This window comes from Phytohabitans flavus (assembly GCF_011764545.1).
GTDB classification, from domain to species: Bacteria; Actinomycetota; Actinomycetes; order Mycobacteriales; family Micromonosporaceae; genus Phytohabitans; species Phytohabitans flavus.
The window spans coordinates 5,191,536-5,214,062 of sequence record NZ_AP022870.1 but is presented as its reverse complement, the minus strand read 5'-3'; the positions used below and the strand labels follow the sequence as shown (position 1 = coordinate 5,214,062).

21 protein-coding genes and 1 pseudogene are annotated in these 22,527 nt (G+C 71.3%); 9 read left to right on the top strand and 13 right to left on the bottom strand.

Annotation, left to right across the window (positions count from 1 at the left end):
* Positions 1 to 12: 12 nt before the first annotated feature.
* The 4 genes from Pflav_RS46060 (at position 13) to metK (ending at position 4,169) form a co-directional block, all read left to right on the top strand.
* Complete coding sequence (locus Pflav_RS46060; protein ID WP_232071777.1) at positions 13 to 354, top strand: hypothetical protein; 342 nt, start codon at positions 13 to 15, stop codon at positions 352 to 354.
* Positions 351 to 2,483 carry a sensor histidine kinase gene (locus tag Pflav_RS22720; RefSeq protein ID WP_232071775.1) on the top strand — a complete coding sequence of 711 codons (2,133 nt, stop codon included), beginning with the start codon at positions 351 to 353 and terminating at the stop codon, positions 2,481 to 2,483. Before Pflav_RS46060 ends, Pflav_RS22720 begins: the two co-directional genes overlap by 4 nt.
* Positions 2,480 to 2,902 carry a roadblock/LC7 domain-containing protein gene (locus Pflav_RS22715; RefSeq protein ID WP_173038026.1) on the top strand — a complete coding sequence of 141 codons (423 nt, stop codon included), beginning with the start codon at positions 2,480 to 2,482 and terminating at the stop codon, positions 2,900 to 2,902. Before Pflav_RS22720 ends, Pflav_RS22715 begins: the two co-directional genes overlap by 4 nt.
* Before the next feature lie 73 nt (positions 2,903 to 2,975).
* Positions 2,976 to 4,169 carry a methionine adenosyltransferase gene (gene metK / locus Pflav_RS22710; protein WP_173038024.1) on the top strand — a complete coding sequence of 398 codons (1,194 nt, stop codon included), beginning with the start codon at positions 2,976 to 2,978 and terminating at the stop codon, positions 4,167 to 4,169.
* Between the two features lie 38 nt (positions 4,170 to 4,207).
* Here metK and Pflav_RS22705 read toward each other — a convergent pair whose 3' ends face one another.
* From Pflav_RS22705 to Pflav_RS22680, 6 genes and pseudogenes are all read right to left on the bottom strand, one after another.
* Entirely contained in the window at positions 4,208 to 4,534 is a 327-nt protein-coding gene (locus tag Pflav_RS22705; protein WP_173038022.1) for a hypothetical protein, read from the bottom strand.
* Positions 4,531 to 4,851 carry a PadR family transcriptional regulator gene (locus Pflav_RS22700; RefSeq protein WP_173038021.1) on the bottom strand — a complete coding sequence of 107 codons (321 nt, stop codon included), beginning with the start codon at positions 4,849 to 4,851 and terminating at the stop codon, positions 4,531 to 4,533. The genes Pflav_RS22705 and Pflav_RS22700 overlap by 4 nt, the downstream gene beginning before the upstream one ends.
* 524 nt (positions 4,852 to 5,375) lie before the next feature.
* A complete protein-coding gene (locus Pflav_RS22695) occupies positions 5,376 to 6,404 on the bottom strand; it encodes a protein kinase domain-containing protein (RefSeq protein ID WP_269474531.1) in 1,029 nt (342 codons plus the stop codon).
* Positions 6,371 to 6,808 carry a serine/threonine-protein kinase gene (locus Pflav_RS47575; RefSeq protein WP_173038019.1) on the bottom strand — a complete coding sequence of 146 codons (438 nt, stop codon included), beginning with the start codon at positions 6,806 to 6,808 and terminating at the stop codon, positions 6,371 to 6,373. Before Pflav_RS47575 ends, Pflav_RS22695 begins: the two co-directional genes overlap by 34 nt.
* A gap of 21 nt (positions 6,809 to 6,829) precedes the next feature.
* A complete protein-coding gene (locus Pflav_RS22685; protein ID WP_173038018.1) occupies positions 6,830 to 7,429 on the bottom strand; it encodes a phosphotransferase family protein in 600 nt (199 codons plus the stop codon).
* An 82-nt stretch (positions 7,430 to 7,511) separates the two neighbouring features.
* Positions 7,512 to 8,950 (bottom strand): annotated as a pseudogene (locus Pflav_RS22680) (GH1 family beta-glucosidase).
* A 1,081-nt stretch (positions 8,951 to 10,031) separates the two neighbouring features.
* On the opposite strand from Pflav_RS22680, the gene Pflav_RS22675 reads away from it, so the two are divergent.
* Positions 10,032 to 12,956, top strand: a complete 2,925-nt coding sequence (locus Pflav_RS22675; protein ID WP_173038017.1) for a glycoside hydrolase family 48 protein — start codon at positions 10,032 to 10,034, stop codon at positions 12,954 to 12,956.
* A gap of 275 nt (positions 12,957 to 13,231) precedes the next feature.
* On the opposite strand, the gene Pflav_RS22670 is transcribed toward Pflav_RS22675, so the two are convergent.
* On the bottom strand, positions 13,232 to 13,876 hold the full coding sequence (locus Pflav_RS22670) for a hypothetical protein (RefSeq protein ID WP_173038016.1): 645 nt from the start codon (positions 13,874 to 13,876) through the stop codon (positions 13,232 to 13,234).
* A 298-nt stretch (positions 13,877 to 14,174) separates the two neighbouring features.
* Here Pflav_RS22670 and Pflav_RS22665 point away from each other — a divergent pair, with 298 nt between their 5' ends.
* Positions 14,175 to 15,269 (top strand): acyltransferase family protein, encoded by a 1,095-nt coding sequence (locus Pflav_RS22665; protein ID WP_173038014.1) that lies wholly within the window; start codon positions 14,175 to 14,177, stop codon positions 15,267 to 15,269.
* Here the strand turns inward: Pflav_RS22665 and Pflav_RS22660 are convergent.
* Genes Pflav_RS22660 through Pflav_RS22645 form a run of 4 tightly spaced genes read right to left on the bottom strand, consistent with a single transcriptional unit; the run spans position 15,259 to position 18,595 of the window.
* Positions 15,259 to 16,152, bottom strand: coding sequence for an LLM class flavin-dependent oxidoreductase (locus Pflav_RS22660; RefSeq protein ID WP_173038013.1), 894 nt, complete (start codon positions 16,150 to 16,152; stop codon positions 15,259 to 15,261). The genes Pflav_RS22665 and Pflav_RS22660 overlap by 11 nt on opposite strands.
* Positions 16,153 to 16,186: 34 nt before the next feature.
* Positions 16,187 to 16,771, bottom strand: coding sequence for an ATP-dependent Clp protease proteolytic subunit (locus Pflav_RS22655; RefSeq protein WP_173038012.1), 585 nt, complete (start codon positions 16,769 to 16,771; stop codon positions 16,187 to 16,189).
* Between the two features lie 49 nt (positions 16,772 to 16,820).
* Positions 16,821 to 17,498 (bottom strand): response regulator, encoded by a 678-nt coding sequence (locus Pflav_RS22650; protein ID WP_173038011.1) that lies wholly within the window; start codon positions 17,496 to 17,498, stop codon positions 16,821 to 16,823.
* Positions 17,495 to 18,595, bottom strand: a complete 1,101-nt coding sequence (locus Pflav_RS22645; RefSeq protein ID WP_173038010.1) for a sensor histidine kinase — start codon at positions 18,593 to 18,595, stop codon at positions 17,495 to 17,497. The genes Pflav_RS22650 and Pflav_RS22645 overlap by 4 nt, the downstream gene beginning before the upstream one ends.
* 91 nt (positions 18,596 to 18,686) lie before the next feature.
* Here Pflav_RS22645 and Pflav_RS22640 point away from each other — a divergent pair, with 91 nt between their 5' ends.
* The 3 genes from Pflav_RS22640 to Pflav_RS22630 all read left to right on the top strand — a co-directional run bounded on the left by Pflav_RS22640 (position 18,687) and on the right by Pflav_RS22630 (position 20,506).
* Complete coding sequence (locus Pflav_RS22640) at positions 18,687 to 19,394, top strand: ABC transporter ATP-binding protein (RefSeq protein WP_173038009.1); 708 nt, start codon at positions 18,687 to 18,689, stop codon at positions 19,392 to 19,394.
* On the top strand, positions 19,391 to 20,125 hold the full coding sequence (locus Pflav_RS22635) for an ABC transporter permease (RefSeq protein WP_173038008.1): 735 nt from the start codon (positions 19,391 to 19,393) through the stop codon (positions 20,123 to 20,125). The genes Pflav_RS22640 and Pflav_RS22635 overlap by 4 nt, the downstream gene beginning before the upstream one ends.
* 87 nt (positions 20,126 to 20,212) lie before the next feature.
* Positions 20,213 to 20,506: a YiaA/YiaB family inner membrane protein gene (locus tag Pflav_RS22630; protein ID WP_173038007.1), complete on the top strand. Its 294-nt coding sequence runs from the start codon at positions 20,213 to 20,215 to the stop codon at positions 20,504 to 20,506.
* Here the strand turns inward: Pflav_RS22630 and Pflav_RS22625 are convergent.
* Together Pflav_RS22625 and Pflav_RS22620 are read right to left on the bottom strand one after the other, a co-directional pair.
* The gene (locus Pflav_RS22625) at positions 20,503 to 21,030 is read right to left on the bottom strand and encodes an NUDIX domain-containing protein (RefSeq protein WP_173038006.1); all 528 of its coding nucleotides are present in this window, start codon (positions 21,028 to 21,030) and stop codon (positions 20,503 to 20,505) included. The genes Pflav_RS22630 and Pflav_RS22625 overlap by 4 nt on opposite strands.
* A gap of 81 nt (positions 21,031 to 21,111) precedes the next feature.
* Positions 21,112 to 21,783 (bottom strand): DUF3159 domain-containing protein, encoded by a 672-nt coding sequence (locus Pflav_RS22620; protein ID WP_173038004.1) that lies wholly within the window; start codon positions 21,781 to 21,783, stop codon positions 21,112 to 21,114.
* Between the last annotated feature and the right edge of the window lie 744 nt (positions 21,784 to 22,527).

Genomic DNA, 22,527 nt, shown 5'->3' with positions numbered 1-22,527 from the left:
CGGGATTGGCGAATGCGCACCAAGCTCGCGATGGTGCTCGTCATCCCTTCGGTGGCATTTATGGTGGTCGCCGGCGTGCAGACCGGCGCGCTGGTCGGCCAGGCCACGGTGCTCGACGAGTTCGCCGACCAGGTGGCGCTCGGCCAGCAGGTCACCACGCTCGTCCACGACCTACAGAGCGAGCGCGACCGTACCGCCGGCAACCTTGCCGCGCTGCAAGCCAAGAAGACGAGCGCCAACGAGGTCACCGCGGACATCCGGCAGTACTACGTGTCGGTGGACCGCTCCGCCGCCGACTTCCGCGAGGCGGCCGATTCGCTCGCCGGGGTGACGCCGCTTGGCAGATCGCCTTGAAGCGGGCCCGCGACGCGGTCGACGACCTGTCCACGCTCCGCGGCGCGGCGGCCAGCGGCGCGGTTGGCGCGGACACCGTGATCGGCAACTACAGCCGCACGATCGACACGCTCCTCACCCTGCTGGCCCAGCCCACGCCCGGTGTCGAGCGGCCCGAGCTCACCGAGATGGTGCTGCGGTACGTCGAGCTGGCCCGGATCAAGGAGATCGGCTCCCGACTGCGCGCCCGCCTGTTCGCGGCCGGCAGCGCCGGCGCGTACGGCCCCACCGACCAGGTCGAGCTGACCGACCTGCGGGCACAGCAGCTCACCGCGCTCGCCGACTTCCGGGTCGCGGCCACCACCGAGCAGGTCCTGCGGTACGAGCAGGCCGCGGCCGACCCCAAGTTCGGCGCCGCGGTCGCGATGGAGCAGACCACGATCGCCACGGGTAGCGGCGACGCGAAGGTGCTCGAGCCGTTCCGCTGGTGGTCGCTGAGCCAGGACCGGCACGACCTGCTCCGCCAGGTCGAGTCCGGTGTGCTCGCCGACGCGGTGAAGGTGGCCGGTGACCGCAGTGCCGACCAGCTGCGGCGGACGCTGCTGGTCGCCGGCTCGGTGCTCGCCGTACTCCTGATCGCCCTGGTCATCTCGGTCCTGATCGGTCGGTCCGTGGCCAGTTCCCTGCGCGAGCTGCGCCGCCACGCGCTGCACGTCGCCCAGGACGAGCTGCCCGACGCGATCGAACGGCTGCGCGGGGTCGGCCACGGTGTACCCAAGATCGAAGTCCCACCCTCGGCAGTGCGCTCGATGGACGAGGTGGGCGAGGTGGCCGAGGCGTTCGTCGCCGTACACCGCAGCGCGGTCGAGCTCGCCGTCGAGCAGGCGGTCATGCGGCGCAACGTCAACGCGATGTTCGTCAACCTGGCCCGCCGCAGCCAGGTGCTCGTCGAGCGGCAGCTCGAGCTCCTCGACGAGCTGGAGCGCGAGGAGGGCGACCCGGACCAGCTCGCCAACCTCTTCAAGCTCGACCACCTCGCCGCCCGCATGCGCCGGAACGACGAGAGCCTGCTGGTCCTCGCCGGTACCGAGTCCAGCCGCCGGTGGAACGAGCCGGTCGCGCTCTCCACCGTGGCCATGGCCGCCGCCGCCGAGATCGAGCAGTACCCGCGGGTACGGCACGAGGCCGTCGACAACCTGTACGTGATCGGCCACGCCGTCGCCGACGTCGTCCACCTGCTCGCCGAGCTGCTGGAGAACGCGACGAACTTCTCCGCGCCGTTCACCCAGGTGAGGATGACCACCCGCTCGGCCAGCGGCCGTACCGCCTCGGTGGAAATCGTCGACGAGGGCCTCGGCATGAGCGAGACGGCGGTGGAGGAGGCAAACGCGCTGCTCGCCGAGCCGCCCGCCGCCGACGTCGCCGCCTCCGAGCGGATGGGCCTTTTCGTGGTCAGCCACCTGGCCGCGCGGCACTCGATCCGGGTGCGGCTCGTCGCCGCCGAGCGCGGCATCGTCGCCACGGTCTGGCTGCCCCCGAGCCTGCTCGCGCCGGCCCCGCCCGCTCGCGCGCTGCCCGAGCCGGCCGCCCGCCCGGCGCTCGCCGCGGTTGCCGCCGTACCCGACTCGGTCGCCCGCGAGCTGCGCCTGGCCGCCGCGCCGGCGAGCCCGGCACCGGTACGGGTACACGCACCCGCGCTCCCGGCCCTGCCGGCCGCCGAGCTGCGCGCCGTGACCCGCGTCCGGCACGCGCCGACCCGCGCCGAGGACGTGCTCAAGTCCGTCGGCGCCACCGCGACCGAGACCGGCAGCACGTGGTGGTCGCGCCAAGGCGGTGGCCGCTCGGGCGGGCTCAACGGCGCACCCGCCACCCCGCCGGCCACCACCGGTCCCGGCGGCCCGACCCCGCCGTCCGTACCCGTCATCGGGGGCACGATGGCCAACGGCCTGCCGCTGCGCGTACCGATGGCGCAGCTTCCGCCCGTCGGCGACGAGCCGCGGCCGGCGTCGGTACCGACCTCGCGGGTGGAGCCGGACCCCGAGGCCGTGGGCAACATGCTTTCCCAGTACTACAGCGGTGTCCGCCGGGCCGAAGCGGAGGACAGCGACGACGTGATGCGAACGATCGAGCAGGAGGCGAAACAACCGTGAGTGAGCTCAGTCAAGATGCCCGTGATCTGAGCTGGCTGGTCAGCGCGTTCGCCGAACGCACGCCTGGCGTGGCTCATGCGATTGTCGTCTCCTCCGACGGCCTTCTCATCGCGGTCTCCGACCATCTGCCCCGCGACCACGCCGACAAGCTGGCCGCCGTGACCTCGGGTCTGATGAGCATCACCACCGGCGCGGCACAGATGTTCGACAACGACGTGGTCAAGCAGACCGTGGTGGAGCTGGGCCGGGGCTACTTCCTGGTGATGGCGGTCCGGGACGGCTCGATCCTGGCCACCCTCGCCGCGGGTGACGCCGACATCGGGGTGGTGGGCTACGAGATGGCGCGGCTGGCCAAACAGGCCGGTGAGATGCTGACGCCGGCACTGCGCGCGGAGCTTCAGCAGGCGCTGCCCCGGTAGCGCACGGATCGCGTCTCGTGCCGCGGCATGGGCCTCTACGCTCGGATAAAGCTCTGAGCAAGGGGATGGTGTCGTGGCGCGTCGTTTGTTCACGTCCGAGTCGGTCACGGAGGGCCACCCGGACAAGATCGCTGACCAGATCAGTGACGGGGTCCTGGATGCCCTGCTCGCCCAGGACCCACGGAGCCGGGTCGCGGTGGAGACGTTGATCACGACCGGTCAGGTCCATGTCGCCGGTGAGGTCACCACGCAGGCGTACGCGGACATCCCCACGATCGTGCGCGAGACGATCCTGGGGATCGGGTACGACTCGTCGAAGAAGGGCTTCGACGGCGCTTCCTGCGGCGTGAGCATCAGCATCGGCTCGCAGTCGCCGGACATCGCGCAGGGCGTGGACAACGCGTTCGAGCTGCGCGCCGAGGGCTCGGAGAGCGCGCTGGACGCGCAGGGTGCCGGTGACCAGGGCATGATGTTCGGCTTCGCCTGCTCGGAGACGCCGGAGCTGATGCCGCTGCCGATCGCGCTGGCCCACCGCCTCGCGCGCCGGCTGTCGGCGGTGCGCAAGGACGGCACGATCCCGTACCTGCGGCCGGACGGCAAGACCCAGGTGACGATCGAGTACGACGGGCTGCGCCCGGTGCGCCTGGACACGGTGGTCGTCTCGAGCCAGCACGCGCCGGACATCTCGCTGGAGTCGCTGCTGACACCGGACGTGCGCGACCAGGTGATCGCCCCGGAGCTGGAGGGCCTGGGCCTGGAGACCGAGGGCTACCGGCTGCTGGTCAACCCGACCGGCCGCTTCGAGATCGGTGGCCCGATGGGCGACGCGGGACTGACCGGCCGGAAGATCATCGTCGACACGTACGGCGGGTACGCGCGGCACGGCGGCGGCGCGTTCTCGGGCAAGGATCCGTCCAAGGTTGACCGTTCCGCCGCGTACGCGATGCGGTGGGTCGCGAAGAACGTCGTGGCGGCGGGCCTTGCCGAGCGGGTCGAGGCCCAGGTGGCGTACGCGATCGGCAAGGCCCACCCGGTGAGCCTCTTCGTGGAGACGTTCGGCACGGAGGCGGTGCCGGTGGAGCGCATCGAGAAGGCCATCCACGAGGTCTTCGACCTGCGCCCGGCCGCGATCATCCGCGATCTGCACCTGTTGCGCCCGATCTACCGGCAGACCGCGGCTTACGGCCACTTCGGCCGCGAGGTGCCCGACCTGACCTGGGAGAACACGGACCGCGCCGACGACCTCAAGGCCGCGGTAACCGCCTGAGCCTCGCCTGCGCCGGCGCGGTCGCTATCCGCGCGGGGTCAGCCGGTGATCAGTAGCAGCAGGCCGCCGGCCAGGGCGAGGGCGGAGAGTGCGGCGAGGGCGGCGGCCCGGCGGCGGACGTCGCCACCGACGAGGCGCATCGCGAGGGCCAGGGGACCGATCGGTGTCATGCGGGTTCCTTTCGTCGAGGTGAACGTGATGAGCACCGCGGCGCCGGCCATTCCCAAGGCCAGCCGCAGCGGCGACAACTCAAGCTCGGCCGCCCCGCGCACGTCGGCCTCCCACTGCTCCCGGTAGCGGTCGCGCCGCGTGCGGTCGGGCAGAAGTGCGGCGGCGCACCGCACGACGAGGAGCGCGATCCTCATCGGGCCTCCCGCGGCGAACCGGTAGGCCGCCACGTCGCCTTGGCGGCCGCGGCACGGGCCAGGACGCGCCGGGCTTCGGCGGCCCCCTCGGCGGTCAGCAGGTACATCCGCCGCCGCGGCCCGCGCCGGTCGCTGTCGTCCTCCCAGTGCGAGGCGACCCAGCCGGCCCGCTCAAGCCGCTCCAGCAGGGGATACACACTGCCGGACGGCCGCCCGGTCAGCTTGATGATCTCCAACCCCCAGCGCGGCCCGTCGCCGTCCAGCAGCACCCCGAGCACGTCGACGGTCGCCTTACCGATCCTCCCGAGCGCTTCCACGCCCTTAGCCTACCTATGTAGTTTAAGCGTCGTCCAGCAACGCCCGGATCCATGTGGACGATCAGATCCAAGAGGCAGACCCGAGCTACCGCGATGCCCGTCGTGGTCCAGACCGTTGCTCCCGCGGCCTCACCCTTCGCGGTTGGCAAGCTCACCCCGGGCCGCGGTCGGCCGACCACGACCTTTCGCCGCCGGCTCCGCGCTACAAGCCCAACCTGGGCGCGGCCGCGCCCAGGTTGGGAATTCGCGGAAATGAGTAACCCCAGGGGTTGGGCTTGGACCGCGGACCCGGCAGCGGAGGTCGGGGATCTCGGCGAGCGCTAGCGAGCCGCCGACCTGCGCGGTGCCCGCGGGAGCATACGGTCCGCAACTGAAGCGGACCGGGGAACCGAGCCTTTGGGTGCATTTTCCGTTGCCCTGGCAACGGTAAACGTTCACAAATCCCGGCGAGCCCGCGGGCATCCCGGCCGATCAAGGAAGTGTTCGTGGTCGTCGCCGTGTCTGCCGGTTGTCACAGGCCCAGATCAGCTGTTGCGGAGCAACGGGTCGAGTGCCAGCGTGAGGTCGAAGCGGGCCTCCTGCGCGACCGAGCCCTCGTTGAAGTCGTTGATCTGCTCCAGCAGGTCGGCCGCTGCGTCGCGGAGCTCCTCGGGGTCGTCGTCCTCCAGGCTTTCCCGCATGTCGTCTACGCCGTCGCGCAGGTCGTCGGCGGCGTCTTCGTCGATGCGGCCGTCAGCGATCGCGCGTTCCAGCGTCTCGTCGACCTGCGCGACAAGGTCGGCCGGGGATGGTGTGGGCGGGGCGGTGGTGCGCGGCGGCGTGGTGCGGGCCGGGGCGCCGCCGGGTGGGCCACCGGCGGCGCCGCCGGAGTTGTCCGACGGTGCGAACGAGGCGAGTGCGGCCACGGTCAGTCCGCCGGCCAGCAGCAGTGCCGTCATGATCATGAGGATGGGGTGCAGGCCGCGGCGCTGCCCCTCGACCCGCGCGCCTGGTCTGCTCCGCGGCGCGGGCGGTAGCGGGCGGCCCACTGCCGTGCGCGGCCCAACCGAAGGCGCCGCCGACGCGACGCCCCGCGTATAGCGGGTGGCCGGGCGGCGGGCATCGCCCGCGCGGGCGTCGGCCGGGGCGACCGAGGGGGCGGCCGCATCCAGGGCGTCGGCCACCTCCTGTGCGCGTGGGCGGCGGTCGGGGGCGTGGGAGAGGCAGGCCAGCACCAACGCGGCCACGGCGGACGGCAGGCCGGGCACCGAGGGCGGGGCCACCGACGACGGACGCCGGTGTGCCTCCTCCGCCTCTTCCCAGGTCGCCACCGGCAGCGGCGGCCGGCCGGTGAGTGCCTCGTAGAGGAGCGCGCCCAGCGCGTACACGTCGGCGGCTGGGTCGGGCGGGCCGGCGTCGAGCCGCTCGGGTGCCGCGTACGCCGGGGTGCCGATCAGCCAACCGCCGTCGCCCTCGGGCCGGGAGCCGGCCAGCGTGGCAATGCCGAAGTCGAGCACCTTGGCGCCGGTCGGGGTGAGCATCACGTTGCCGGGCTTGACGTCGCGGTGCACCACGCCCCCCGGTGCGCCGCGGCCAGGCCGCTGGCCACCTGCGCGGCGGTGCGGACCGCCTCGGGCCAGGGGAGAGGGCCGGACGTCAGACGGTCGGCGAGGTTGCGGCCGTCGAGCAGCTCCATCACGAGGTACGGAACGACCGTGCCGTCGTCGAGCCGTTGCTCTCCGTAGTCGTAGACCTGGGTGATGTGCGGGTGCGTGAGCTTTGCCGTCGCCCTTGCCTCGCGCCAGGTCGCCGCGAACAGATCAGGCTCGTCGTCCAGCGTGGCGGTCAGTGCCTTGACCGCGACCGGGCGGTCGAGCACCTGGTCAACGGCGAGCCAGACCTCGGACATCCCACCGACGCCGATCTGTTCGACGATGGCGTACCGGTCGTGCAGGAGCAGCCCCGGGGCGAACGTCATGGCGACCAGTTTGGTCGATCCTCAGAGCAACGCCAACTGTGCCTCGATACGTTCGGCGAGCCATGTCTCGAACGTGACCCGCTCCGCGTCGTACCAGCCGCGGGTCGCGCCCTCGATCGCCATGATCACGTAGAGGTACGTGCGGTAGAGGTCGAGCCGCCGCAGCACGCCCCCGCTCAGCTCGACCCCGGCCAGCAGCTCCGGCTCCGGCTCGCGCAGCAGCGCCAGCGAGACGAGCTCGGCGATCGGGTCGCCCCAGAAGGCCCGCTCGCCGTCGATCAGCCCGGTGACCCGCCAACCGTCCGGCCCTCGCTCGACGAAGACGTTGCCGTCCCACAGGTCAAAGTGGACCAACGCCGGCCGGGTCACCTCGTCCAGCACGTCAGCGTGCCGCCGCATCAGCGCGCCGATCCGCTCCGGTGGCGCGGGCAGGGGCTTGTCGAGGCGGGCGGCATCGGCCATCAGGTCCTCGACCATCGCGCCGAACGCGCCCCGCCAGCTCGACTGCCAGCTACGACTGCCGCGCAGCGGGTACCCGTACCGGCTGCCGGTGATCGTGTGCAGGCGGGCGGTGATCCCGGCGATCTGGCCGCGCAGCGCGGCGACCTCGGGCGGTGCCATACTGTCCACAATGGAGCGCGCGTGCCACGAGGCGGGCCAGCTCGTCCTCGCTGACCCGCCGCTTCGTGAGACTGTCCCGCATTCAAACAGTGTTGTCGGCGATAACCCGCTTGTACCAGAGGGCACTGCGCTTGAGGATGCGTCGCTGGGTGGCGTAGTCGACGTACACCAGGCCCCACCGCTCCTCGTAGCCCTGGTCCCACTCGAAATTGTCCAAAAGGGACCACACGTGGTAGCTCTCCAGCGGCACCCCGTCGGCGATCGCCCGGTGCGCGGCGGCGAAGTGGTCGCGCAGGAACGCGACCCGCTCCACGTCGTTGATGTCGTCCTCGGGCCGAGCACGTCGGGGCAGGGCAGCCCGTTTTCGGTGACGGTGAGCGGCAGCGGGCCGTAGTCGCGGGTGACCCGGGTCAGGATGTCGTACATGCCGTCGGGGTAGATCTGCTGCCAGAACGCCTCCGACGTCGCGTGCCGCTGCTCGGTGCTGCCTTCGCCGGTCACGTAGTAGGGCGTGTAGTACTGCACGGCGAGCAGGTCGACCGGCGCGGAGATGATGGCCAGGTCACCGTCCCGGATCGAGCGGGCCAGCGGGCTGTCCGGCCCCTGGTCGGCGAGCACGTCCGCGGGGTAGTGGCCGCGCAGTGCCGAGTCGAGGTAGAGGCGGTTTTCGTACCCGTCGTAGAGGCGGGTGGCGGCGGCCGCCGCGGCCGTGTCGTCGGCGGGGTAGCAGGGGTGCAGGTTGAAGGCCGGGCCGATCCGCGCCGAGCTGCCGGTGGCGCGCAGCGCCTGCACCGCGAGGCCGTGGCCGAGCTGGAGGTGGTGGGCGACCTGGTAGGCGAGCGGCTCGTCGCGCTTGCCGGGCGCGTGGTGGCCCGTGATGTACCCGTTCTGCACGACGGTCTTGGGCTCGTTGATGGTGATCCACACCGGCACCACGTCACCGAGGGCGGCGTAGACGTGCTCGGCGTACTCGGCGAACCGGTAGGCGGTGTCGCGCGACTCCCAGCCGCCCCGGTCCTGTAGCGCCTGCGGGGTGTCCCAGTGGTAAAGCGTGGCCAGCGGCTCGATGTTTCGCTCCAGCAGCCCGTCGACGAGGCGGCGGTAGAAGTCGAGGCCGCGCTGGTTGGGCGCGCCCGTGCCGTCGGCCTGGACGCGCGACCAGGAGATGGAGAACCGGTACGAGTGCAGGCCCAGCTCCCTCATCAGGTCGAGGTCCTCGGCGTACCGGTGGTAGTGGTCGATCGCGACGTCGCCGGTGTCGCCGTTCTTGGTGCGACCCGGCGTGTGGCTGAACGTGTCCCACACCGACTCACCACGGCCGTCGTCCTTGGCCGCCCCTTCGATCTGGTACGCCGACGTCGCGGCCCCCCACCCGAAGCCATCCGGAAACGCCAGGCCGAGCGGAGTGTCGGCCGCTGGGTCCCGGGACAGATCGTCGGGCTCGACGCCGTTGAGCAGGGCCGATCTGGCCGAGTCAGCGGTCGGGGTAGCGCCAGCGGTGGTCCTGGTCGGTACGGACATGTTCGGGTCTCCTCGGTGGTGGCCCATCCCCTTGGTCTGGGAGCGCTCCCAAGGCTAACCCGGATCGCGGCGGATGGAAATGGGGTGATCGGGTGGCGATCTGGCCGAAGGTTCGTCCATATCGCCGCGGCCAGGGCCTGCCCGCCCGCTCAGGTCCGGGTGGGCCGCCTCGACCAGGTCCGCGCGCGGACCGTCGTCGGATGCATGCGGCGCGTGGCAGCCGCTCGCGGCGCATCGGTGCCGAGCGTGCCGGGCGGAGGCGGGGCTGGGGGGTGGGTGGAGTTCAGGACCTCCGTGCGCGCCAAAGCGCGCCGGTCGACCGGTCGGGCGCATCTCGCCTGTCCCGACGACCGATTACCCCAGTTGGGCGGTGGGGTTTATCGTCAATGAGAGTGGGTGTGGGGACGGGGAGGGCAACCCCCGTCCCCACCATCAGTTACACACGCGCGCGAGGATCTTCCCTCCTCGCTCGCATGTCGCGCGGGAGCCGGGCCACGCGAGTGGCTCTGGTTCCACCTCCTCTCGACCGGGGGTGAGACGCTGGCGGCGGAGTCCGGGCTGGCCCGCCGCCAGCTCTGCGGCTGAGCGGTTGTGGGACCGCCGATGGTGCCGGCGGTGTCCCTGTAGTGTTGTCCCCCGCTTACTTGCATCGACATCAATGGAAGCGCTCCCATCGACGTTGGCTGAACTGTAGTACCCGTTACGGCTTTGTGAAAGACCCAAAACAAGATCGAAACACCTAGCCAATGACGGCGAAACCCCGCAGTGCCGCTAGATCGGCAGGTCAGGGCCTGTTTGACCACAAGGGAGCGAAGACGAAAACGCCCCCACTTGCTGCGGGAGCGCTCCCATGCAAGACTGTCGAAGCGTCGCGTGAGGGAGCCGACACCGCGCGCCGCGGGCCGCCGAGGGCATCCGACTCAGGAAACCGGCGCCTGGTTGTTAACGGATCACCCCGGTCCGGGACGGGACGCCCCACGTCACCACAGGCGCCTTCCGCCCTGCGCGCCCGCTCTCACACGATCGCGTAGAAGGCGCCACCCGAGCTCGCTCGGCTTGGTCCGCGAGGAGACACTCCACAATGAAGCTCACCGCAAGAAAACGCCGGTTGGCGATGGTCGCCACGGGCGCATTGGTCGCGGGAGGGATGGTGGGCGTGCCGGCCGGCATGGCCTACGCCGCGACCGCCTGCGACGTGGTCTATACGACCAACGACTGGAACACCGGGTTCACCGCCAGCGTCACCATCCGCAATATCGGTGACCCGCTGACGAGCTGGAACCTCGGGTTCGCCTTCCCCGGCAACCAGCGCGTCACCCAGGGCTGGTCGGCGAACTGGACGCAGTCCGGCGCCAACGTCACCGCCACCAACATGCCCTGGAACGGCAACCTGGCCACCGGCGCCTCGGTCTCGATCGGCTTCAACGGCTCGTACTCGGGCACCAACGCGAAGCCGACCGCCTTCACGATCAACGGCACCGCCTGCAACGGCGCGGCCAACCAGGCGCCCACCGTCTCGCTCACCAGCCCCGCCGCCGGCGCCACGTTCAACGCGCCGGCCAACGTCACGGTGAGTGCCAACGCCAGCGACGTCGACGGCTCGATCAGCAAGGTCGAGTTCTACCGCAACGGCCTCCTCGTCAACGAGGACACCACCGCGCCGTACAGCTACCAGATGACCGGCCTGCCCGCCGGCTCGTACACGGTGCAGGCCAGGGCGTACGACAACGCCACCCCGGCGCTGACCGCCACGGCCGAGCGCGCCTTCACGGTCACCGGTACCGGCCAGGCGAGCATCGTCACCCCGGCCACGCTCAGCGTCGCCGAAGGCAGCAGCTCGCAGCTGAACGTACGGCTCAGCGCCGCGCCGACCGGCAGCGTACCGGTCACCCTGGCCAAGACCGGCGACGCGGACGTCACGCTCGGCGCTACAAGCGTGACGCTCACCTCGGCCAACTGGAGCGCCGGCGTCAACGTGCCGGTGAACGCGGCCCAGGACGCGGACGCCACCAACGACACCGCCACGATCACGGCGAGCGCGACGAACTACACCTCGTCCCAGACCGCGGTGACCGTGACGGACGACGAGAACACCACGCCGCCGGGCCAGTACGGCGCGGAGTTCCTCGAGCTGTACAACAAGATCAAGGCTCCGGCGAACGGGTACTTCAGCGCCGAGGGCGTCCCGTACCACTCGGTGGAGACGCTGCTCGTCGAGGCGCCCGACCACGGTCACGAGACCACGTCCGAGGCGTTCAGCTACTGGCTCTTCCTCGAGGCGATGTACGGCCGCTCCACTGGCAACTGGACGCCGTTCAACAACGCCTGGGGCGTCATGGAGCGGTACATCATCCCGACCGAGACGCAGGGCGGCTACAACCCGAACGACCCGGCCGACTACGCGCCCGAGGCGAACCGTCCCGACCTGTACCCGCAGCAGGGCGGCAAGCTGGACTCCACGATCAGCGTGGGTCAGGACCCGCTGTACAACGAGCTGACCCAGACGTACGGCAACAACCGCATGTACCAGATGCACTGGCTGCTCGACGTCGACAACGTGTACGGCTACGGCCGGTGCGGCGACCGCACCACGCGGCCGGCGTACATCAACACCTACCAGCGCGGCCCGCAGGAGGGCGTCTTCGAGACCGTCCCGCACCCGTCGTGCGAGACGTTCAACTTCGGGCGCCAGGGCAACGGCGGGTACCTGCCGATCTTCATCGGTGACTCGTCGTACACGCAGCAGTGGCGCTACACCAGCGCCCCCGACGCCGACGCGCGCGCTGTGCAGGCCGCGTACTGGGCGCTCAAGTGGGCCAAGGAGCAGGGCAACCAGGCCAGCATCTCGGCCACCATCACCAAGGCCGCCCAGATGGGTGACTACCTGCGGTACTCGATGTACGACAAGTACTTCAAGAACCCCGGCTGCGCCTCGCCGACCTGCACCGCGGGCACCGGCAAGAGCAGCGCGGCGTACCTGCTCTCCTGGTACTCCGCGTGGGGTGGCCCGCAGGGCAGCAGCTCCTGGGCCTGGCGGATCGGCTCCAGCCACAACCACGGCGGCTACCAGAACCCCTTCGCGGCCTGGGCGCTGTCCACCACCCCCGAGCTGATCCCGCGGTCCGCGTCCGCGCAGACCGACTGGGCGACCAGCCTCACCCGGCAGATCCAGTTCTACACCTGGCTCCAGTCCGCTGAGGGTGCCATCGCCGGTGGCGCGACAAACAGCTGGAACGGCGACTACAGCGCCCGCCCGGCCGGCCGCCCGACGTTCTACGGCATGGTCTACGACGACAAGCCCGTTTACCACGACCCGCCGTCGAACCAGTGGTTCGGCTTCCAGGCGTGGAGCATGGAGCGCGTCGCGGAGTACTACTACGAGACCGGCAACGCGCAGGCGAAGGCGCTGCTGGACAAGTGGGTCACCTGGGCCATCGCCAACACGACGGTCAGCGGTACCACGTACCAGGTCCCGTCGACGCTGAGCTGGACCGGCCAGCCCGGCGGCAACTGGACGAGCGGCACCACCTCGGTCAACAACAGCGGCCTGCACGTGTCCGTCGTGGACCACACGCAGGACGTCGGCGTGACCGGCGCGTACGCCCGGACGCTGATCTACTACGGCGCCAAGGCCAACCACGCGCAGGCCCGTACCACGGCCAAGGCCCTGCTCGACGCCCTGCTCGCCCGCAAGGACACGCGCGGCGTCTCGGTGCCGGAGACCCGGGCCGACTACAACCGGTTCGACGACACGTACAACAGCTCGACCGGCCAGGGCCTCTACGTCCCGCCGGGCTACACAGGCACCATGCCCAACGGCGACCAGATCAACTCCAACAGCAGCTTCATCAGCATCCGGTCGTTCCTGCGCAACGACCCGGAGTGGCCGAAGGTGCAGGCGTACCTGAACGGTGGTGCGGCACCGACGTTCACCTACCACCGCTTCTGGGCGCAGGTCGACGTCGCCATGGCACTGCACGACTACGACCGGCTGATCGGGGCCTGACCCGACAGCATTCCCGGCCCGGGTAGGGGTTCTCTCCTTCCCCCTACCCGGGTCACCAAAGCGGCTCGATCCCCACAATCGAGCCGGAAATACGGCCTGAATCCCCACGGTCAGGCCAAGCGGCGGCCTGATTCCCACGGTCAGGCCAGCCAAGTGGTGGGCCGGCCGGACTGGCCAACGCAGCGGTCCGGTCGGCCCACCACCCCACAAAGACTTCCGGGCGGGTGGCACAAGTTGCCACTCGCCCGGCTCCATTGTGGATGGTTACCGGGGGATCAGCGCTTGAAGCAGTGCCACGAGAAGGCGTCGCGACCGTTGGAGAACTGCGCGAACGCCACGCTTCCGTACTTGCTCCGGCAGGCGGCCTGCATGTCGATGAGCTCGCTCCGCTGGCTCCCCTGCCGTTTGCACTCCCAGTTGTTCTCCGCCGGGCCCGTCCAGTTGCGCAGCCGCGCATCTGCATCCCGGTGAAGGCTCCGGCAGCGGTCGCGCAGCATCTGCCACAACCCCATCGCGCCGCCCTCCGGGCCCAGCGCGACAGGTGCCTTGGGCGCCGCGGCGGGCGGCGGCGCCGTCGTGCGCGGGGCAGGAGGCGCCGTCGTGGTCGTGCGGGTCGCGGGCCGAGGCTGGGTGCCGGCTTCGGCCGGCGTGCGGGAGGGCGAGGGCGTCGCGGTGGGCGCGGCGCTGGTCGGCGGTCCAGCAGCCTCTTCTTGTACGGGCGACGGCGTGCTGCCCGCCGTAGGCGCGACTCTCGGCGGGGCGGCGAACGGGTCGCCGGAGATCCAGTTTGTCCCCACCCCGGTGACGAACGGCACCGAGCAGATCAGCACCAGCGCGCCCAGCCCGACCGCGGCCGCCACCCAGCCATACTCCCGGCCGAGCCGCCTGACCACGGCGATGGGCGTGCTCCTGTCAAACACGCTTAACGGCCCTCCCGTCCGCCGCCGTGGCATGTCTATGGAGTCTTCGGCTGGTCACTCTAGCCACTCTGGCCACCTCGCGGGATGCCCGACAGGGCAGGTCCGGGTCCGTTTGTCGGGCAACCGACAACTGATCAGTCACTCAGAAGGCCGCCCCCCACGAACGCCAGAAGCGGGGTAACCTAGTGCTTGGAGAGGCCGCTTCCCCCGTGGCGGCCTCTCCCACTATTTTCCCCGGCGTGCCGGCTGTGCCCGTCTGCCATGCCCGGCGCGGATCCCGCCGGTAGAGTCGCGCGTTGTGTCCCGACTGCCCTCGCTGACCGGACTGCGCTTCGCGGCAGCGTTCGGGGTCTTCGGGCTCCACGCGTATTCGCTCGTCCCGCTCGCCGACCCCGCTGTCCGCCGCGCCGCCCAGTTCCTCTTCGACGCCGGCGATCTGGGCGTCTCGTTCTTCTTCGTGCTGTCGGGCTTCGTGCTGGCCTGGTCCGCTCGCCCCGACCGCGGGCCGCTGCGCTTCTGGCAGGGCAGGGTGGCCCGCATCTACCCGGCGTACCTCGTCGCGCTGGCCCTCGCGGTCGGCTCGCTGTACGTGACCGACCGCATACCGCCGATCTTCTGGGAGCCGCTGGGCGCCAGCGCGGTACTGCTGCACGGCTGGTACACGCAGGAGTTCGTCTACCTGGGCATCAACCCCGTGGGCTGGTCGCTGGCCTGCGAGATGTTCTTCTACCTCTGCTTCCCACTGCTGCACGCAGCGCTGCGCCGCCTCCAGCCCGCCGCCCTGTACCCGATCGGCTTGGTCCTGATCGCCCTGACCTGGTCGATGCCGTGGATCGCCGGCGCGACGGTGGTGGTGCCCGAGCACCAGCGCTGGTTCGTGTACGTCTTCCCGGTCACCCGCATGACCGAGTTCGCCCTCGGCATCGTGCTCGCCCGGCTTGTGCTGCTGAACGCGTGGCGCGGCCCCGGCCTGCGCGTGGCCACCGCCATCTTCGTGGCCAACTACCTGGCCGTCGGCTTGGCGCCCGCCGTGACGCGGGACACCGCCGCGATCATCGTCGGCACCGCCCTGCTCATCCCGGCCGCCGCGCTGGCCGACCTGCGCGGCGACCGGTCACCCTGGCGCCACCCGGTGGTGGTGCACCTCGGCGAGGTCTCGTACGCCTTCTTCCTGGTCCACCTCACGGTCATCGTCACGGCCGTGGAGCTGCTGGAACTGCGCGGGCCGTGGTCGCTGTGGCCCGCGCTGGGCATCGTCGCCGCGCTGCTGCTCGTGTCGTACGGCGCGGCCTACGCCCTGCACCGGTGGGTAGAGGTCCCCGGCATGCGCCTGCTCAACCGCCCCATCCCGCGGGCGGCGCGCCTGCGCCAGTCCGCCGCTCCTATCCCTTGAGGGTCGGGAGCACCGTCTCCGCGACCTCGTCCAGCACGGCCTCGTCGCCGGCGTACCAGCTGTCCGCCCGCGGCCAGTGCGACAGCACGTCCGTGAATCCGTACTCGGCGGCCCGGCCGAGCGCTTCCGCGTAGTAGGCGGCGCTGGACAGCGAGAACCGCGGGGCGGCGTCGAGCGAGAGGTAGCGGTCCACTGTGGACAGCTCGCGCCCCGCCGCCGCCAGTACCTCCGCGAAGCGGGACATGGATTCGCGGGCCGCGCGCCACCAGGCGTCGAGCGAGTCCATGCGTCCGACCGTGGTGACCCAGCCGGCCCCGTACCGTGCGGCCAGCCGCATCGACCTCGGGCCCAGCCCAGCCACGACAAGCGGTACCCGGGGTGACTGGAAAGAGCCGGGCGTACCGCGGGCGTCGACCGCCGTGTAGTACCGGCCGCGATAGGTGACCGCCTCGTCGCGCAGCAGCGGATCGAGGATCTCCAGGAACTCCGTGAACCTGTCCACCCGCGCCCGTGGCGGCAACGCCTCGCCGCCGAGCACGGCGTTGTCGAAGCCGGCCACGCCGCCCGCCCCCACGCCGAGCGTCAGGCGGCCGCCGGAGATGTCGTCCAGCGCGGTCACCTCGCGGGCGAAGTGCACCGGGTGCCGGAAGTTGGGCGAGGCCACCATCGTGCCGAGCCGGATGTGCGAGGTCACCCCGGCCGCGGCGGCCAGCGTGGGGACGGCGTCGAACCAGGGTCCGTCGACGAGGTCGCGCCAGCCGATGTGGTCGTACGTCCAGGCGTGCGCGAAGCCGTACTGCTCGGCACGCCGCCACCGGCCGGCCGCCGTCGCCCACCGTTGGTCAGCCAGGATCACGATGCCGGCGCGCAGGGCGGTAGTCATGGTCGACACTCTGCTACAGGGCGGCGGGCGCGCGTCAGCCGAGGGTGCCGGCCCCTTCCGGTACCTGGTTGGCGCCGGTGATGACCTTGTCGATGAAGCCGTAGAGCCGGGCCTCGTCGGCGGTGAACCACCTGTCGCGGTCGGCGTCCTCGACGATCTGCTCGTACGTCTGGCCGGTGTGGTGCGCGATCATTTCGAGCAGCGACTTCTTCGTGAACACCATCTGCTCGGCCTGGATCGCGATGTCGGCCGCGGTGCCGCCCATACCGCCGGAGGGCTGGTGCATGATGATGCGTGCGTGCGGCAGCGCGTACCGCTTGCCGGGCGTGCCCGCGCAGAGCAGAAACTGGCCCATCGAGCCGGCGAGGCCCATGGCCACAGTGGACACGTCATTGTCGATGAACTGCATCGTGTCGTAGATGGCCATGCCGGCGTACACCGAGCCGCCGGGCGAGTTGATCCACAGGTTGATGTCGCTCTTGGGGTCCTCGGCGGCCAGGAGCAGCAGCTGCGCGCAGATGCGATTGGCCACCGCGTCGTTGACCTCGCTGCCGAGGAAGATGATGCGCTCCTTGAGCAGCCGGTTGTAGATGGCGTCGTCGAGGGATTGATCACTCATGCGACCAACCGTAGGTCCACAAAAGCGCCACGGGATCGGGCTTTCGCTGTCAGCGCAGGTCTTCTGCCGTTGGCAGAATGCCGGCGTCGCGCACCAGCAGCGCGGCCTGTACCCGGTTGGCGCAGTCGAGCTTGGTGAGCAGCCGGCTCACGTACGTCTTGACGCTCGCCTCACTCATGCCGAGCTGGCGACCGATGTCCGCGTTGGACCGCCCCTGCGCGACAAGGTGGGCCACATCCGCCTCGCGTGGGGCGAGCGCGGCCAGCCGGGTGGCGGCCTCCCGCTGGCGAGCGGCCTCGGCGGGCGCGACAAGGCCGAGGACGAGGCGGGTGACGGCGGGGGAGAGGTACGCCTCGCCGCCGTGCGCGGCCCGGACCGCGCGGATCAGCTCGTCGGGCGCGCAGTTCTTGAGGACGAACCCGGAGGCGCCGCCCTGGATCGCGCGCAGCACGTTGGGTTCGGCGCCGTACGAGGTGAGCACCACCGTGCGTACCTCCGGGGCGCGCCGGCGCAGCTCCTCGGCCGCCGCGAGCCCGTCGAGCAGCGGCATGCGGATGTCCAGCAGCGCGACGTCGGGACGGTGGCGGACCGCCTCCTCGACCGCCGCGCGCCCGTTGCCCGCCTCGGCCACCACCTCGATGTCGCCGGCCGAGTCGAGGACCGTGCGGATACCGGCGGCGATGAGCGGCTCGTCGTCGGCCACGAGTACCCGGATGGGTGTTGTCACGCCACACCCAGCATCATCGTCGCCGGCAGCACCAGGAAGAGCAGTACCGCCGCGGCGGCGCCGACGAGCACCGGCTTGCGGGCGGTCAGCGGCGGAGGCGGGTCGACGGGGAGCGTGGCGCTGAGCCGGAAGGTGCCGTTCGCCGAGTCGTGGCGGAGGCGGCCGCCGGCGAGCCGTACCCGCTCGGTCAGCCCTTGCAGCCCGCGGCCCGCACCCGCCGCGGCGGCCGGCCCCGACGAGGCGGGGTTAATGAGCGTGACCCGCAGCGCCCGCCGCTCCCAGGCCAGCTCGACGGTGACCGGGCGGGAGGGGGCGTGCTTGGCGGCGTTGGTGAGGCCCTCCTCGACCACCCGGTAGGCGGCCTCGCGGGCGGCCACGGGCAGCGACCGGCTGGTGCCCCGCTCGCTCAGCTCCACCGGAACGCCAGCCGTCCGGAACTCGGCCACCAGCGCCCCCACCGTCGCCGGGTCGGGGGCGTCGCGGAGGGCGCCGACCACCCCGTACACCTCGTCCATCGCCTCCCGCGCGGCGATGGCGAGCCGCCGGACGGCCTCGGCTCGCGACGGCGGCAGGTCCGAAACCTCCAGCGCGGCCGCCTGGATCGAGACGAGGCTGAGCCGGCGGCCGACCGAGTCGTGCATGTCCCGCGCGATCCGCAGCCGCTCGGCGAGGCGGGCCTGGTCGGCGAGCGCGGCCGTGAGCCGCTCCTGCTGGGCGAGGTAGCCGCCGATCAGCAGCGGCAGCACCACGAAGATCAGGTGCGCCAGCGCGATCTGGTGAATGCCACGCGGATCCGGCCGGCTCACGGCGAGGATCAGCGCGAGGCCGCCGCCCGCGACCCCGACGGCGGCAAGGGCGTCCCGGCGGCCACCGATGGCCCGCCCGGCGCGGAAGGCGGTCCAGAGCATCAGCAGGTACGCCAGGCCGGTGCCCGCGCTCAGCGCGAGCGCCGCGGCCAGGCCGGCAAGTGGCATCCGGTACGCGAGGAGCGCGGCCGCCGCGAACAGCACGCCCACCCAGGCCAGACCGGGACGGCCGCTGGCCAGGATCGCGATGTCCGCAGCGACGGCGCCGGCGGCGATGAGGTGACGGCCCACGCCCGAAGGGTACGTGCGTCAACCTTCGTCGGCGCCACCCCGCGACTTTCGCCGACTGCCCGCGCTCAGCACCGCCCCTAGCGTTCTTGCCGTGCTTGAAGTGCGGGACCTGGAAAAGCGGTACGGGCGGACGGTCGCGGTCGACCGGCTGTCGTTCACGGTACGGCCGGGGATGGTGACGGGCTTTCTCGGCCCGAACGGCGCCGGCAAGTCCACGACGATGCGGATGATGCTCGACCTCGACCATCCGACGGGCGGGCAGGTGCGGATCGACGGCGTTCGCTACCGCGACCTCCGCCGGCCGTTGACGAAGGTGGGCGCGCTGCTGGAGGCGAAGTCCACGCACGCCGGCCGCCGGGCGTACGACCACCTGCTGTGGCTCGCCCAGACGAACGGGATACCGGCGTCCCGGGTCTCGTCGGTCCTGGAGCTGGTCGGGTTGGGCGGCGTGGGCCGGCGGCGGGCGAAGGCGCTGTCGCTCGGCATGGCCCAGCGGCTCGGCATCGCGGCGGCGCTGCTCGGCGACCCGCCGGTACTGCTGCTCGACGAGCCGGTCAACGGCCTGGACCCCGAGGGCGTGCACTGGATCCGGGGGCTGCTGCGCGGGCTGGCGGCGGAGGGCCGGACGGTCTTCGTCTCCAGCCATCTGATGAGCGAGATGTCGCTTACCGCCGACCACCTGGTGGTGATCGATCGCGGTCGCCTGCTGGCGGACGTCTCCCTCGCTGACTTCGTGGCGTCGCACGGCTCGCTGGAGGCCGGCTTCCTCTCCTTGACCGCTGGTGGAGGTGCGCGGTGATCTCTTTCGCTTCCGCGGAGCTGACGAAGTTGCGTACGGTGCGCTCGACGCCGTGGACGCTCGCGGCGTTCGTGGTGGTGAGCGCCGGTCTGGCGTTCCTGCTGGAGCTGACCCTGCGCAACGCCCAGCGCATGGAGGGGTACGACCCGCTGATGGCCGCGTTCCTGCCGCTGACGCTCGGGCAGATGGCGCTGGTCGTGTTCGGAGCGATGGCGGTCACCAGCGAGTACTCCTCCGGCACCATCCGCGCCTCGCTCGCCGCGGTCCCGGACCGCCGCCGCTTCTTCCTCGCCAAGGTGGCCGCCGTCGCGGCGGTGGCGGCCGGCGTGTCGCTGGTGACCGTGCCGGTCACGGTCGTGGCGGCGCGGATGCGGCTTTCCTCGGCGGAGGTCCTGGAAGCGTGCGCCGGCGCCTGGATCTACCTGACGCTGATGTGCGTGTTCACGGTCGGGGTGGCGACGATGGTGCGGCACACCGCGCTGGTGCTGGGCGGGCTGCTGCCGGTGCTCTTTCTCGGCTCGCAGGGGCTCGGCAACGTCCCGGCGATCCGCAAGGTAACCCAGTTTCTGCCGGACCAGACCGGCTGGGTCGTCATGCACCTGGCCGGCCCCCAGGACGACCCGCGCTGGGCCCGCGACTACAGCGCGTGGGGCGGGCTGGGACTCCTGGCACTGTGGACGGTCGCCGCGCTGCTCGGCGGGTACCTGGTGCTGCGCCGCCGCGACGCCTAGCCGGCAGCAGAGTTGAGCGTTATCGCCGTCCCATGTTGAGTACCTGTGCTCAACAAACGACGGCCGGCCACGGCGAGTATCGAGAGCATGACCGCTCCAGTTCCGCGCAAGACCACCACAGCGTTCTTCGTGCAGGCGGCGCTCTCGTTCGGCGTCTCACTCTTCGCGGCGTGCGTCGCGATCGTCTATCTGCCCGTCGACATCTGGATCCGCTCGTTCCTCGCGTTGGCCTTGCTCTACGTCGTGACGTCCTCGTTCACACTGGCCAAGTGCATCCGTGACCACCAGGAGACCACCGAGGTGGTCACCCGCGTCGACCAGGCCCGCCTGGACAAGCTGCTCGTCGAGCACGACCCGTACAAGCTCCACCCGGCTGCCTAACTTTGGCTGCGGAACTCCCGCAGCCGGCGGTAGGCCTCGAAGCCGTCCGGGACCCACTCCCACTCGGTCAGGCGCCGGTGCAGCTCGTCTTCGGGGAGGAAGGCATACCAGTCGACCTCCTCCGGCTGCGGCCGCACCGGCCCGTCGACCCGTACCTCGTAGACCGCCGACCACCAGGTGTGCGCCGGTGTCTCGTAGAGGAACTTGAAGAGCGGGGTAGGCGCGGCCAGTCCGTCGACGCCCAGCTCCTCGGCCGCCTCGCGCTGGGCGGCCGCGTCGTATGTCTCGCCCGCGCCGAGGACCCCGCCGACGAACATGTCGTACAGCGACGGGAAGACGAGCTTCCGGGCGGTCCGGCGATGCACGAAGATCTGCCCGTCCGGGTCGCGGGCCAGCACGAAGGTAGCCCGGTGGCGCAGCCGGTTCGCGTACACCTCCCGCCTCGGCGCCTGCCCGACCACCACGTCGTGCTCGTCCACCACGTCCAGGATCTCGTCCGCGGAAAGCGGCTGCTCGTCGACCACGATCCAGATTTTAGGGTTGTGAACCGCGGAGGGTGAGGCCGCGGGAGCGACGGTCCGGACCACCGCGGACGTCGCGGTAGCTCAAATCTTTGTGTTCTGGCGGGCCTCGGAGATCTCGTCAGACGGCGCGGGCGTGACCGGGTGGCGCAGGCCCGGGTGGTCCGGGGGCAGCGAGCGGCGGATCACCCACCAGCTCACCGCGAGGCAGGCGGCGATCAGCGGCCAGGTCAGCGCGGCCCGGGCCACGCCCAGCGCGGCGACCTGGTCGGCGGCGTAGAGCGGGAGGAAGACGGCGAGGCGGATCGCGTACTGGAGGACCCAGATCCAGCTTGCCCGGCCGTAGGCGCGCAGCAGGTCCGGGTCGCGCCGCCACCTCGTGCGCTGCCGCAGCACCACGCCGACGATCACGCCGAGCAGGGGCCAGCGCAGAGCGATGCTGAGCGCCCAGACGAGGGCGCTGGCGGCGTTCGAGACGAGCTGGAGCAGGAAGAAGTCGGCGGCGCGGCCGGTGCGGACCGCGATCAGCGCGGCCACGCAGACGGCCAGCAGCCCGACGAACGCGGCACCGGGCCGGGCGCCACGGGACATCCGCCACACCGCCACGGCGGCGCCGGCGACGAGCGCGGCGACCACGCCGCCCCACAGCGACTGGCCGGTCGCGAGCCAACCAGCGACGAACGCGAGCGGCGGTACCGTCGCGTCCACCGCCCCGCGCCTGCCTCCCAGCAGGTCAGCGAGCGACTCGTCCCTCATGTTAGGGAAGCCTAACTTAGTGGGATCTCTCCGTCACGCACCCCCATCTCGCGGGCGTCTTGACCCTGACACCGTGTGGGCTGCCAGCATTTCGAATCTGAGCTACCGCGACGTCCGCGGTGGTCCAGACCGTCGCTCCCGCGGCCTCACCCTCCGCGCTTCACACCCTTTCCCTCCGGCGGGATTCGGGCGGCGCAGGCCACCCACGCGGCCAGCGCGACCGAAATGCCCGCCTTTCGCGGCGGCGAAAGCAGATCATGGTACGGAACTGCCGTGATAGGGACAGTTGCATACCACGATCTGTTGAGAGGGCCGGCTCGGACCCTGCGGTCAACGGACAAATGGCCAGAAAGCGCCGCTCTGGCGGCAGGCGGACCCGGGATGGGAGGGCACAACCACACTGCGCCAAGCTCGGCGGACCTGGTGCGCTCTGCGCGGACCTCTCAAGCTGGGCGCACGGACGCGCCCAGCCCGGTGCGCCGGGCGAGTCGGCTCCGGCCGGCCGTGCGAGCGCGCGGCCGGCCGCCTGCCGGGCTGATCACGGCTCGCGACGCGATCAGGGGTTCGCCTCGCCGCGGACGGACCCGACAGGGCGTGTGGCGCCCTGATCAGAACCTGGGTCTGCGCCTAACGCCGCTCGACCCCGCAGGCCGGCCAGGCCGGGATCGTGTAGCGCGGAGGGTGAGGCCGCGGGAGCAGCGGTCTGGACCACCGCGGACGTCGCGGTAGCTCAAAGCGTTAAAG

Bases quoted from the DNA above. Each gene is read 5' to 3' on its own strand.
- Pflav_RS46060 (WP_232071777.1), top strand. From the start codon at position 13: ATGCGCACCAAGCTCGCGATGGTGCTCGTCATCCCTTCGGTGGCATTT.
- Pflav_RS22705 (WP_173038022.1), bottom strand. From the start codon at position 4,534: ATGAGGATCGCGCTCCTCGTCGTGCGGTGCGCCGCCGCACTTCTGCCC.
- Pflav_RS47575 (WP_173038019.1), bottom strand. From the start codon at position 6,808: ATGACGTTCGCCCCGGGGCTGCTCCTGCACGACCGGTACGCCATCGTC.
- Pflav_RS22685 (WP_173038018.1), bottom strand. From the start codon at position 7,429: ATGGCACCGCCCGAGGTCGCCGCGCTGCGCGGCCAGATCGCCGGGATC.
- Pflav_RS22675 (WP_173038017.1), top strand. From the start codon at position 10,032: ATGAAGCTCACCGCAAGAAAACGCCGGTTGGCGATGGTCGCCACGGGC.
- Pflav_RS22660 (WP_173038013.1), bottom strand. From the start codon at position 16,152: ATGACTACCGCCCTGCGCGCCGGCATCGTGATCCTGGCTGACCAACGG.
- Pflav_RS22655 (WP_173038012.1), bottom strand. From the start codon at position 16,771: ATGAGTGATCAATCCCTCGACGACGCCATCTACAACCGGCTGCTCAAG.
- Pflav_RS22630 (WP_173038007.1), top strand. From the start codon at position 20,213: ATGACCGCTCCAGTTCCGCGCAAGACCACCACAGCGTTCTTCGTGCAG.
- Pflav_RS22620 (WP_173038004.1), bottom strand. From the start codon at position 21,783: ATGAGGGACGAGTCGCTCGCTGACCTGCTGGGAGGCAGGCGCGGGGCG.